7 protein-coding genes are annotated in these 13705 nt (G+C 40.4%); all 7 read right to left on the bottom strand.

Going from position 1 to position 13705, the window contains the following annotated elements; genetic code table 11:
• Positions 1-141: 141 nt before the first annotated feature.
• The 7 genes from B5X70_RS03540 to B5X70_RS03510 all read right to left on the bottom strand — a co-directional run bounded on the left by B5X70_RS03540 (position 142) and on the right by B5X70_RS03510 (position 13651).
• Positions 142-546 (bottom strand): Hsp20/alpha crystallin family protein, encoded by a 405-nt coding sequence (locus B5X70_RS03540; RefSeq protein ID WP_079556506.1) that lies wholly within the window; start codon positions 544-546, stop codon positions 142-144.
• A 127-nt stretch (positions 547-673) separates the two neighbouring features.
• Entirely contained in the window at positions 674-1126 is a 453-nt protein-coding gene (locus B5X70_RS03535; protein ID WP_232468298.1) for an Hsp20/alpha crystallin family protein, read from the bottom strand.
• A gap of 431 nt (positions 1127-1557) precedes the next feature.
• Entirely contained in the window at positions 1558-4470 is a 2913-nt protein-coding gene (locus B5X70_RS03530) for a glycosyl hydrolase 115 family protein (RefSeq protein ID WP_079556505.1), read from the bottom strand.
• Between the two features lie 591 nt (positions 4471-5061).
• The gene (locus tag B5X70_RS03525; RefSeq protein ID WP_079556504.1) at positions 5062-7938 is read right to left on the bottom strand and encodes a sugar-binding domain-containing protein; all 2877 of its coding nucleotides are present in this window, start codon (positions 7936-7938) and stop codon (positions 5062-5064) included.
• Between the two features lie 67 nt (positions 7939-8005).
• Positions 8006-11323, bottom strand: a complete 3318-nt coding sequence (locus B5X70_RS03520) for a DUF5107 domain-containing protein (RefSeq protein WP_079556503.1) — start codon at positions 11321-11323, stop codon at positions 8006-8008.
• A 2-nt stretch (positions 11324-11325) separates the two neighbouring features.
• Positions 11326-12750, bottom strand: a complete 1425-nt coding sequence (locus B5X70_RS03515) for a sugar porter family MFS transporter (RefSeq protein ID WP_200812610.1) — start codon at positions 12748-12750, stop codon at positions 11326-11328.
• A gap of 1 nt (position 12751) precedes the next feature.
• Positions 12752-13651, bottom strand: coding sequence for an IS1595 family transposase (locus B5X70_RS03510; RefSeq protein ID WP_079556234.1), 900 nt, complete (start codon positions 13649-13651; stop codon positions 12752-12754).
• Positions 13652-13705: the final 54 nt, after the last annotated feature.

The following is a 13705-nucleotide window of genomic DNA, read 5'->3' as shown; positions in this document are numbered from 1 at the left end:
AACACGCTTTTGTTACAAATGACATCATTTTTTAACACCCAAAAAGATCAAAAAAATAAAAGAGACTATAAGTCTCTTTTATTACTAAACTCAAACTTAAACCCTAGGTCGGTTGATACATCTCAAATCAACTATTATTCATTATGCAATCGCAATTCTCCTGATGTTACTTTCAGACCCCTTCTTCTTTCCTACGGATATGGAAAGAATGCCGTTCTTCATATGTGCGTCAATCTTGTCCTGATCGGCACTTTCGGGTAAACGGAACGAGCGTGAAAAAGAGCTGTATCCATACTCCCTGCGAATCCAGCTTTCATTCTTCTCTTCTTTTGAATAATCCTTTTGGGATGATATCACCAGATGATTGTTCTTCACCTCTATTCTAACATCTTTTTTATCCAAACCGGGAAGTGCTACCTGAACATTGAATGCACTTTTACGGTCGGCTACATTCACAGGCAGACTTTCGTCATTATTTCCAAACATTTTGCCAAAAAAACCTGTGATTTTTGGTTTTAATTGGGTTGTCCATTTTGCTATTTTCATATTCTCAGGATTTAAATGGTTATGATATGCCGTAAATCGAGAAATGAAGAGGGGCTATCCCGGGTATTGGTATTAAAGGAAGTCAATTACAAAAGCTACCGAAGACAGCCCCTGTTTCTGTGAATTTTTACTTAATCTCGATCATTTTAGCCGGTTTTGGCTTTGCTTCCTCTTTTTTTGGAATACTGAGCAAAAGAACTCCGCTTTCATACCGAGCCTCAATTTTATCAGCATCCACAATATCGGGCAAAGTAAAACTACGGCTAAATGACTGGTAACTGAACTCTCTTCGAGTGAATTGTTCACCCTCTTTTTTCTCTTCTTCGGATTTCTTCTCGGAAGAGATGGTCAGGATGTTTTGGTTAAGTTCAACTTTAAAATCCTCCTTAGAGAGTCCGGGCGCAGCCATCTCAACTTTGTATGCTTCTTCTGTGTCTTTAATATTAACAGAAGGCAGCGTAGTATTTGTGGTTGAGAAATTTCGGTTCGACCAATCAAACAGCTCATTATCAAAAAAATGGTCGAACAACGAGGGAAGATGACCGGAAAATCTTGCAAGTGTCATAGCTTTGTCCTCCATTTTTAAGTAAAACTTTAATTAACTCTATTCATAATTGGAAGTAACAAACGACATACCAACAGATAACTTCAGACAATTTTACACAAAACGACATCCATAAATGCCAATTTGTCATTTATGGATATTTATTATTAATAATCGCTCGTTTAAGTTTTTTATTTACTTGATTATCTAAGTTTACGAACCCTCTGCGCTACCACACACCTAACTAATACTAAGGCATTTCCTTTAATCTAAAATCTAAAAATCTAATCCCGATATTAACGGGATTAGATCTATTGATTAAAAAAGCTTTCTTTTATTGCATATAAAAATTCCTATAACAAACTCTTATTCAGTTAAAATTAACCGGTTTAATATCTCATAAAAACTCAGCTTTATCTATAAGAACTTCTCTGGTCAATTTTTCTTTAAGGTTATCTTGCTCCTTCCTATTGATCGAAAACAATGGTCTCCTCCAAAACTGAATATGTTGAAATCAATCCACCACAATCAATGGTAATTCTATCAATGATTACTCCCGGATCCAAAGCAAATATTTTCAGTGTATGATGCCCGGCAGAAGAAATTTCATGACGAGTTTTCACAACGGCGCTGTTCCGAAGCACATTAATTTTCCACTCCTCACTTCTTCCATAGGTTTGATGATCCACAATCTGCGGAACCTCATCATTAATAGCCACACCCAAACGCGCCCCGTAATTCTGATTTATCGGATGAATCGGAATGGCATATATGGTCACTTCTACCTCCCGACCTCTTGTGGTATAAATATCATACTCCAAAACCGAAGGGTTATTCAATTCAGGATCAAACTGTTTTTCTTTAATCAACAAAGGATTTACCCAAACAGACTGACCTGTATAACTCAGTCCATCGATGATTCCCCATTCAAAACTCTCAGTAGCATGCTTTCTGTTGAAATTCTCGGCATGGATGGATATATACCCATTTGCCTCAACAAAAATATGTTTATCAGGGATAGAAGGATTATGGCGATTTGTGTAGATCTGAATGGTGTAATTTCGCTCAGCACCGGAAAATCGTATGTATCCATTCGCTCTGACATCAGTTGGAACACGATCCCAATCAACCGAGACCCAAATACGTTGCTGCCGGCTCTCTTTTTCGCCTGTAAGCACTCCGGAGGAGTGGCTTAAAACAATCCAATCATTTGAAACTTCAGCTTTCCACTCAAGGAGTTTATCCTCTTTCAGAAAAACATCTATAAAAAACTCCTGGTGCAACAAATTATTAAAAGATGGAAGATACAGCGGCCCTTTAATCTCGTTCACACGTCTTACATCTTTAGCACCTTCCGTGGCAATTCCCCAATGGCTATCGGTTACAAACGTCCACTGAGGAATGGCTGGCATATCAAACACAGGCAAACTCCGGGGACTCATATACATCATGTTCTTCCATTTACCACCGGCCATTTCATTGTTATAATAATCTGTAAGAAATTGAATACTATCATAAACTGCTTTTGATTTTAACGCATAATCATTGGCAACAATCCTGTTTTGCGCGGCGTAATAATAAGCCTTTTCCATATACAGAAACTTCTTATTGATATATGCGGCACCCAATAATGGATATTCTACCAGCTGATAATAAGCATCCATTAAACGTTCCGGGATCATTTCAGTTATTTCTGCACTTTTTTGAGTTAAAGAATTGAACGCATCAATTCGCTTTTGAGCCTCATCTCCTGCCTGAAAATGATTAAATTCTGTGGGGTGAACTTTCCGAGTTGGTTCCGTCTGGCTCCACCCCATAAACTCAGGTCTGCGTTGAAAATTCAAATCGTAATAATTCCATTTAACATCTGCGATTTTTTGTCCTGCCTCGTCACCGAAGATGTTTTTGTGCCATCGGTCAAAATGTTTTCTGACCGATGCACCATCCGGGAAGCAACTGGTATCCCATGCCATATCAAGAAAAAGGGATGTATTGTATTCCAATGGTTTAATATCCCCTACATTTACCACCCAAATTTCATTGCTGTTAAAATAAGAGGCCTTGATCATCTCTTCCCAAATCAAAGCGGGATGTGTAGAACTGATCCATAAATAGTCGTGTGGCCTTCCCCAATAAGATATATGATAGTACACACCACTGCCTCCAATTCGTTTCTCCTGTTCGGCATCGGAATACCGATGCATGTATCCATAATTGTCGTCGGGCCATACCAGAGTAATGTCTTCCGGCAGTTCCATTCCGGCATCATAAATATCCAGAACCTCCTTGTAAGTAGTAAATGCTTGGGGCACCTTGGCCGGATCAGTATTTACATGCTTGCTCAACAACTCCCGTTGCTGACTGATAATATCATGCAGAGCATCCACCCGTTCCTGCATGGTTTCTGCACCAACCATTCCAGAGTCATGAATTCCACGCATTCCAAGGGTATAAATACTCTCAAAACCACTGCTCTCCTTTACTCTTTCCTCCCAGTAATTTAAAACAGTTTCGCGATTGGTAAAAAAATTATACTGACCGTACTTTTCATGATCCCATTCATCAACATTATTTCGCAACATGGGTTCGGCATGGGAACTTCCCACAACGATGCCATATGCATCGGCTGTTTTGGGGTTCTCAGGATTCTTATAGAAGGCATTTGTACATGGGTGCATGGCAGGCCATATAAAATTTCCCCGCAAACGAAGCAGCAATTCAAAAATTGCTGCATAAGTGCGTGGCCCAATATTACCCTCTTCAGGTTCCCATGTATTGGTTGCCCAAGGATTCAACCCCCAACATTCATCATTTAGAAATATCCCCCGATACTTTACAGATGGTGATTTTGAAACGAAATTCATCTGATCAATCTCAACCGCTTTGCGCTTTTCAGGAATAACATCGGCCCACCAGTGCCAGGGAGAAACTCCTATCCTTTCTGACAATTCAAACACACCGTATGCTGTTCCCCGTTTATCGGATCCAAAAATGACCAAAGCCTTTTCAATCTGATCCAGTGGATTGACGATCGACTGAATGCTATAAACCTCCCATAGATCCATTACATTTTCGGCAGTAATCTTATTTAGATCAATCAACTGCTGAATATATCTGCCCTTTGCTAAACTACCAATAATGATTGCTTCTCCAGAAACCTCCTCTACGGAAGTTTTTATAAGTGGCCGGATCCCAGTTAACAACTCCAGATCATCAGCCAGCGCCATGACAGCAATCTGCACTGGTTGATCATCAGCCTCATCATATAAAATAGTGAGAGGATAATTAGTACCATGTTTAATGAAGTGATCTGAAATAGCAGGCACAAAAAAAATCATCCAACAAAAAACCGAGAATAATACTTTTCGAAAACTAATCATATCAAGAATATTTATTTTTCTTTTAATAACTTCAAATTTACGCTCATAAATAACTTGCACAAAAAACCAAATAAAAACATGATCATGTGACGATTACAACACCAATTAAAAGCATTTAGCGAATGATATTTAATTCAGTCAACACTAAAAAATCACCAAGCATCGGTATTGTATTCAATAATTAATAAATAAAAACAAAAAGGGCTGTTTTTTAACAAAAATACGTTTTATAAACATACCATAAATGCACGTTATGGCATTTAAGTTACAGAATTTGACACCATTGAAACACATTAGACCAAATTTGAGGATAAATACATAACCGAGAGCATGGGCTAAATAAACGTTTCGCTGAACTTTAAAACACACTGCTTATAAATATTGGTAATCTTAAAACAACAATTTAAGGTCTGGGAATAACGAATTTCCAATATAGATGGATTTCAGACATAATAGATTGCCAAGCGACAATATAATTCGTTCAAAACATAGAATAGCGGTAGAGACACAAACTTTTGTGTCTCTACCGCTATTCTATAATCTATAACAAAAAAGTGGTCTAATATTCAATTCCCTGAATAATTTTCCCAATCACTGCTCAGGGATTAGATCCATTGGACTTCCGGCTGTATGGACATCATATATATCATAATCACCTTCGGTAAAAAGTTCTGCAACAAGATCAGGATCAACAGTGATTGCCGGGTTAAAATCATCACTCAACATATAATTCATCAGAGAATGACGCATTTGCCTGGCCACTATTCGGTTATCCAAGTCGCTATCAAGATCAGCACTGCAAACCAATAAACGACCTTCTCCTACCCGGACTTCAAAAACCAATCCAAGTTTTCGATTAATAAACCACGTATCAATGGGTTGCACGATTGGCTTGAATTCAGCCGGAAAATTATCCAGATTCATCACCTGTTGATTATGTAGCAATTCCCACCATTGTAAATTACTGTGGAAATCTGTAGGAAAATCAGCCATAGCCAGATGGTTCGGGTTGGTTAAAATGCCTAGCGTATGAGGAGGGCGCATCTGGAACCACGAAGTGTTCCAGAATACCGGGCGAAAATACTGAACCACGTCCTTTCCTTTCTCCACGTTCCCGGCAGCCAACAACAACACATCGCCTCCGTTGTTTAGTATTTCAACAGCTGCATCGTTAAAATCATCTGTTATAAATATCTCATCACCTGTAAGCTCAGGCAATTCAGCGGGGTAAACCCAGAAATCCCAATCATTTACAAATCCCTTGAACGATAACTCCAGATTATATTTGCCCGCTTCCATGCTAAAATCCAGAGGGAAACGAATGGCTCCTAATTCAGAATTTCCAAAGGGAATGTTGGTAGGTGGGAGTGTTCCTTCATCTATCACCTGACCATTTTCATCAGTGATTTTCCAAACAGGCGTTACATTTTGTAAAGGGAACTCTCCAAAATGAGCAACTTCAGCTTCTACAAGCAACTCCTCGTCGTTGGTATAAACAAATTTTGGAAAGCGCGTGAGAGGTACAGTCGTTCCAAAAAAACGTCTGAAATCCTCAGGTTTCACATAATCTTTGGCGTCCCAGAACACATCGGTCACCCCTACAATGGCACTCCCCTGTCCCGGAAAATCATTAAGAGCCAGCAATTGAGTCCCGGCATTCCCTGGAGTTCTGAGAGAAGCTTCTATTTCGCTCTTATAGCAAATCACCTGAAAATGTCCCGAAGCCATAAAAAATTCACGAGCTTGATCACCCATTCGTTTCCGTTCCAGTTCGGCCTTGAACATCACAAAATTCTTTGGTTGATAAACCCCGGTATATTTTGGTATCTCGTTAAAATCAGGAAAAACACAATATTGACCCATCTCATGAGCTACGTATGGTACATCATAAGGAGCAATGCGTTCGGCATAATCGAATAAACTCTGGGGGCGTTGATCCCATGGAAGCCCCCGGGATTCGGCTCTTATTATGAATTCATTGGATGGAGCCAACGGCCAACTGCGACCAATGGCAGCATGGGTATACAATCTTCGATTGTCCTTTTCCATCCAGTATTCAACCAGTTCGTTGAGGAACGGAATCTGGTTTCTGCCTGCAGGTTCATTTCCATAAGCAAACATAACGAAAGATGGATGATTGCCATACTCCTCGAGAATGCGATCGCATTCATCGATGATATATTGATCAACTGGAAGCCCATCACCAACCCATGTTCCGTGGTTGGTCCAAAAAGGTCCTTCAGGTTGCAAATATACACCTAGTTCGTCAGCGGCCTCAAAAGCTGCACGAGGGGGACACCAGGAATGGAAACGAAAATGATTGATTCCAAAAGCCATGGCCTTTTGATAGATCTCCTTCCAGTATTCCTTATCCATGGGCGCATAACCGGTAAGCGGGTGCGCAGCGCATTCTACTGTACCCCGAAGCCACACCGGACGTCCATTAATGGCAAATCTCGTACCTTCAGCTGTAAATGTGCGCATGCCAAATTGCGTTCTAAATACATCAGTGGCACCTGCATCAGTCTTAAGACTTACTTCGAGACGGTAGAAGGCCGGATGAAACTCATCCCACAATTGTACATTCTCACCCATATCAAACTCCAACTCAACCAACTGTTCTCCCGCCTCTAATGTTACAGGAAAAGAAGCTAAAACAGGAGATGCTGAAACGTTCACATTGGTAAGAGTGGCAAGGACTTCAATCTCTCCGCTAAATTTTTTAGGCGATTTATTAACCATCTTTCCAACCAACCTTACCTTGTTGGAGGCCACATCGGGATAAACCTGTACATTTTGGATATAACTATTTGGACGAGCTATAAGTTTAATATCACCCACAATTCCATTCCAGTTTCCTTGGGTATGATCGGTTACACTGTGAGAATCGGGTCCTACATTGATATCCTTAATACGATTATCAACCCGTATGGTAATCACATTTTCGCCTTTTGACATCAAATCTGTAATATCATATACATGAGGCACTGAGAGAGAGTTCTGCATGCCGGCTTTTGATTCATTCACCCAAACCGTGGTTTCCCAATGTGGTCGTTCCAGATGCAAAAACACCCTTTGTCCATCCCAATTCGAGGGCTTCTTTACAACCCTCTGGTACCAGGCTGCACCAGCATAATACTTTTCCGGTGTGAGCCAAAAAGGGAACATCAAATTGCCAGGTTGACGATAAGGCTCTGTGTGTGGGTTAAAAAACCAGGAGCTGTCGTAAATACTCCCTGTCCACTGTGTTTCTAAAGTTATCTCCAACCCAAGACGCTGCTCCATCATAGAACCAGGTAAAACCATCAGATCCGGCAATCGGGATTCAAACCAACGTCCTTCTACACCTTCATCATGTATATCCATTTTGAATTTCCAATTTCCGGACAGATCAATTTCCATTGCATCCCTGCTTGAACAGGAAGCAACAAGTAACACAAGAAATAGGTTAAATAATAAGTTTTTCATATTGATATGATTTAGATTTTGTTCTAATTCACTTTTAAAGCAAACACTTTACTCACCGAGTGACGAATTATGATAATTTATACATTGATTCTATCATTTTCTGATGTATTTTAACACCTTCATGTGTGCACTCCATCGAGCTCACTTCTTTAAATAACGTTTCCGCTTCATCTACCCGGCCATGTCCCAACAAGCCCAATCCTTTAATATATAAGCAATGAATTCGGTTTCTGATATCCAGGTCATCGTCCCATATGAGTAAATCTGGCAGAGAAACTGCAAAATAATCGATTCTCACCTCATCATTTAGATGTTTATTACCATATTCAATCAAGCGGGAGAAACGATCATCAGCTTCACGCCTCCTTTGAAGCTTCAGTAATGCCAATCCCTGGTAAAAAATTTTGTCGGGCGACTGGTCGTTATAAAAAATCGCAGCAGCTGGTTTACTGATCCCTTTTGTTGCTTTCTCCCAACATTCATAAGCTTCTGAGACTTGGTTCATTTCGTCAAAAACACACCCCATCCAATACCAGATATCGTTTTCCTGAGCACCAGCAAGTTTACCTTCTCCCAGATTTTCGGGATAATCCAATGAACGTTTTAGATAATCCAATGCCAAGTCAAAATTCTTTTGCATCATGGCTTTTTTTGCCATTTCAACCAAACAACTCACATATTGATTGGTCACTTTTCCTTCACCCCCCTCCCACGGATGGAATTTCCGTTTCATAAGCATATCAAGTGCCTGTTCATGATTACCCTGGAGATTCAATAAAGTGACAACTTCAAGATAAAGGTCATCACGCTGCTCAATAAGTTCAGGAAAATTGAATAGCCTCCTTAAACGATTCTCTACCGGATGATTTAAGCGTCTGGTTAATTGATCCAATTCCATCAACACTCGTGCATCGCCGGGATCAAGCTGAAAAGCTTTTTCCATGCAGTCTAATGCGTATTCTGCATTTTTCTGTTTATTAAAATAATTTAATGCAAGGTTTCTGAAAACCGTCGGAAAAGTTACGTCCAATTGCGCGGATTTCTCCCAGCAATTTGCAGCAATTTCGTATTGTCGTGCATTATACCAGTAATTCCCCAGATAGTAATATGCTTTTGAACCTCCCGGATTGATTTCAATTGCCTTATTTAAAGCAATCAGAGACTCCAACTGATTGGGAAAGCAATAGTCAGGCAATGCATTTTCAGCATTTTGAAATGCTGAAAATGCCTCTTCGAGATCTCCCGTATTACAGAGAAACCATCCCATATAATACCATCCCATTGGATATGTACCTGCTTCTTCAAGACCAAACCCCAATAAATCAATAGCATCTTTCCACAAACCGGCAGCAGCATAATCCAATGCATATTCAATATAGTTATGTATGTTTTTGCGGATGAGTTGACTAAACTCTTGCTGCGCCTTATTGTCACCGAAAACCAGCGTTTTCTCATAAAGAACGCCAAAATTGAACCGATCAATGGTGAGTGCCTTTTCAGCCAACTGAAGCGCTTCATTAATCTTACCTGCATGTCTAAGAATTGCACATTTAAGATGTAACGCCTTATGGTCGTTACTGTTTCGAGAAATGGATTTATTAATATGTTCCAAAGCACTGCTATATTCACCTTTCAATGTATCCAGACGTGCCAGTTGAAAATAGCCACAATTTTGCCAGGCTGCCATCCACGTGGATTTGTAAAAAGCAGAATAAGCGTCCTCGTTTTTTCCCTGAAATCTTAAAGCAAGGCCGAGATTGTAGTATGGTTCCCCATCGTAAGGATTGGGATTGCGATCTGTTAAAGTTTTAATCGCTCTCCTAAAGAATTCTTCAGCATCAGAGAACCTGCCTTTTCGCAAAAGCCACAATCCCATGGCATTGTTGCAACGTACATCTCCCGGTTCCCTTTTCAAAGCTTCTTCGTAATAATCCGTTGGCTGATATGTTGCATGTCGGTACTGCTCGAGATGATGTCCGGTTAAAAACAACTGTTCAATGCTGTCAATTTCTTCCGGTAATTTGGCAGGTTTGGCAGGATCAGGAATTTCATTCTGCCGGCAACCTTCGGGTTGCCAGCTCACCAATACCGTCCCATCGTTTTGGGTAACTTTCAGAAACAAGTCTTCCTCAACGGTGTCTTCAGGTAGTTCGATGCTCTTTTCGTATGAATTTAAAGGTGATGCACTGTAGGTATCTACAAAAATACTTTCCCCTTTCGCAAGTACTTCTATTGTTGCATTCGGATAAACCCCAGTCGTATAAACCTTTAAAACAAGTCGATCGTTAACGATCTCCATATTAAGCATTGCATCTTTTGTTGCATTTTTAACTACCCCCAAATCACGATAAGGCATAAAGTATTGAACAAAAGACTTTTCTTCATGGGGAGCCAACCATGTAAAATCGGGCTGATTATCGGTAAAGACCCCACACATCAGCTCAATATATGGGCCGTCTTCATCCGTAAGATGTCGATCCCAGGCCTTTCCGAACTCACCATTCCCCCATGTCCACTGCTTTTTTCCTGGCGAAACATGATGATTAGCTACGTGAAGCAGTCCTCCTTTTGAATCATTTTCATAACCTCCCACAAAGTCATATTTTGATACAATGGCCATGTAAGAAGTAGGAACAGGTATATTCTTATATCTGGAAATATCAGTGCCGGGAGAATAATCTATTTTATAATAAGTTCCAGTGGCCACAGGGAAAGAAGAAACATCCCGTTTGCCATGATCAAATACAGCATTAACATCTGGAGGGAACACCGATTGGTAATGATCATTTACTTTTACGGCAGGGTTGGCCCACCAAAGAAATGTCTGTGGTAAGGGGGTGGGGTTATATATTTGAACTCTGATTTGAAGATATGATTTATCGGGGTAGAGTGTAAAACCAGCCATCCCTTTGGTTCGAAACATTCGTTCCAGTTCGCTGCACCATACCGTAACACTCCCATCTTGATTCTCTTCAATGGAAAAGTCAACAGGGTCGAAAGTTGTTGGGCGATGATGTTGAGGCCAGTTGAACTCAATACCACCTGATATCCAAGGACCTGTTAATCCGACTAAAGCAGGCTTTATCACTTGGTTGTAATAAACAAAATGGCGCTCCTTCGTTTTGTCATAAGCCATTTGTATTCTACCTCCCAACTCTGGTAAAATCATAATCTTCACAAAATCATTCTCAAGAAAAAGAGCTTGCCAAACTTTGTCCTTTTTTTCATCAAAAATCTTTTCGATTACCGGATAAGGATACACCACACCAGAACTCCCCTGATAAACACGTTTTTCAAGGAACATCGGATTTTTTTCGGGAAGCCCCGTTTCGTAAGTGGGGATAACCACACTCTCTTTCCAGGCTTTAGCTTTGTTGGTTGACATATTTAATTCTTCAAATTCTTATCCATATTCAAGTCCTTTTCAATTTCCTCCAGAGTTTTACCTTTTGTTTCTGGTAAAACGCGATAGATGTAAATAAACCCCGCAACACAAATCACCCCATAGATCCAGAATGTTCCGGATGCTCCAAAAGCACTATTCAGAAACGGAAAAGTTAACACCAGCAGAGCCGACGCAGTCCATAAGGACAAGGTGGCTACAGCCATGGCTACACCTCTGATTCTGTTTGGAAAGATCTCGGATAAAACCACCCATGTGATTGGAGCCAAAGACATGGCATACACAGCAATGGCCATAACCACTATGAGCAAAACCGCCCATCCCGTAACACCAAAGAAATAAAAAGCTCCCAAAACCATATATATCAGTGCAAGAACTCCAGATCCCAGCAACATCAGTTTTCGTCTTCCCCATCTATCCACCGTACCCATGGCAACAATGGTGAAAACCAAATTAACACTTCCGGTTATCACGATGTTGAGAAACATATCGTTAACAGAATAACCAGCAGAGGTAAAAACCTCCTCAGCGTAATTGAATATCACATTAATACCACACCATTGTTGGAAAGCAGCCAAAACCACTCCAATCAACACCAACGGAGCAACTCTTTTATCCAACAGGGGTTTCAATGATACTTTTGAACGGCTCTCCTTTAATGTTTCCTTGATTTGCTCCAACGCTACATTTGCATATGTTGATCCACCAATTTTATTTAGTATTTTCTGAGCCTTATCATAGCGATTAATCTTTGCAAGGAAACGAGGTGTTTCAGGCACCAGAAACATTAAAGCAAAGAATAATCCCGCCGGGATCAGTTCTGCCCAAAACATCATTCGCCAGCCCCATTGAACATTCCATGAAGCATGCACATCCTCAGCTGATAGTAACTCAGGGACAGGTTGAGCAATGAGCATATTCACAATTTGAGCAGCCAGTATGCCAATTACAATAGTCATTTGATTGATTGAAACAAACAATCCACGTTTTCCAGCCGGAGCTATTTCAGCGATATAGATGGGAGAAATGGTGGAAGCGATTCCGATTCCCACTCCACCTATGAGGCGATATATAATGAAAAGAGAAAAAGAATTAGAGGCTCCGGTACCTAAAGCCGAAACAACAAACAATCCTGCTGCAAACAGAAGCAACTTTTTTCTACCCAGTCGATCGCTGGTGCGACCGGCCACCAGCGCCCCCAAGATACACCCCACCAAAGCACTGCTCATTGCCCATCCCTGCAAACCCGGAGAATGCGCTATACCGAAAAAACTCTCATAAAAAGGCTTCGCTCCACCTATCACTACCCAATCGTATCCAAAAAGCAATCCTCCCATGGCAGAAACCAGTGACAGGCTCAATACATATTTTGTATTAATCTTATTGGTATAGGCGTTTAAGCCGCCCAAGTTAATTAACTGATTGTAAACGAATAGGATTATTGAAAACCATTCTTTTTATGAGTGAATCGAATATTGTATCCATATTAGACCGCCTATTGTATCTGAAATGGTACTCATCAAGGTATCCTTGAAGACGGTCTTTGCTGCAATGGTGATGAATCCCTCGTAACCATCCTTTGAGGTTCATTATGTGGATATGGATATCCTGAAAACTTTTCCCGTTTTCTGATTTTAGTTGCTCCAGATTGGGATAAGTCTTTTTTAGAGGAATATACCCTTTCCACTCATCGGTTATGACTTTTGTGTCCTTGCTGATGTATGTTTTAAAGAATGGCTGAAAGGAAGCAGCAGAAGCATTGTCGATGCATTGAGCATAGGCACGTCCAACACCGCCCTCAACAATCTCGAGGGCGACAACTACAAGCTTTTTGTCTCCTTTGCTTCGACCTCGTTTGCCTTCTTCCTCCCCGCCGATATAGAACTCATCAACATGAGCTATACCGTTGATTGTATGCTGTTTGCTGCTTTGCATGGCTTGTTGAATTTTCCATTTAAACTCCCAACAGGTCTTTTGGCGCAATTCAAATTCCTGAGATAACTCTAAGGAAGACATTCCTTTCTTCTTGGTGCTTATCTTAAAAGCAATGTGAAAAGCTAAGTGCAAAGAAAATTTACATTTGTCGAACATGGTTCCTGCAGTTGGACTTTCATCATATTTGCATTTCATGCATCGTCTTGAAAATGGTTTTACGCCTTTGTAATACTTTGTATGATTACATTTTTTGCATTGATAACCGTTCTCGAACCATTTGACATCAGCCAGATAACGGTAGCAATCATTTTCAGAAGGAAACGCATTATAGAACTTAATTGAGTTCACGCCTTTAAATTTATTTCGTTCATTCATGCTACTAAAGTAGCATTAAAAAAAATATTGGGCGGTCTAAGCGCCTATACCAAT

The organism is Alkalitalea saponilacus, assembly GCF_900168165.1.
Lineage (GTDB): Bacteria > Bacteroidota > Bacteroidia > Bacteroidales > Marinilabiliaceae > Natronoflexus > Natronoflexus saponilacus.
The sequence above is the reverse complement of the archived record's forward strand: the minus strand, read 5'-3'. Positions and strand labels throughout refer to the sequence as shown.

Excerpts from the sequence above, each read along its gene's own strand:
- B5X70_RS03540 (WP_079556506.1), bottom strand. The coding sequence starts at position 546 with ATGAAAATAGCAAAATGGACAACCCAATTAAAACCAAAAATCACAGGT.
- B5X70_RS03535 (WP_232468298.1), bottom strand. The coding sequence starts at position 1,126 with ATGGAGGACAAAGCTATGACACTTGCAAGATTTTCCGGTCATCTTCCC.
- B5X70_RS03530 (WP_079556505.1), bottom strand. The coding sequence starts at position 4,470 with ATGATTAGTTTTCGAAAAGTATTATTCTCGGTTTTTTGTTGGATGATT.
- B5X70_RS03525 (WP_079556504.1), bottom strand. The coding sequence starts at position 7,938 with ATGAAAAACTTATTATTTAACCTATTTCTTGTGTTACTTGTTGCTTCC.
- B5X70_RS03520 (WP_079556503.1), bottom strand. The coding sequence starts at position 11,323 with ATGTCAACCAACAAAGCTAAAGCCTGGAAAGAGAGTGTGGTTATCCCC.
- B5X70_RS03510 (WP_079556234.1), bottom strand. The coding sequence starts at position 13,651 with ATGAATGAACGAAATAAATTTAAAGGCGTGAACTCAATTAAGTTCTAT.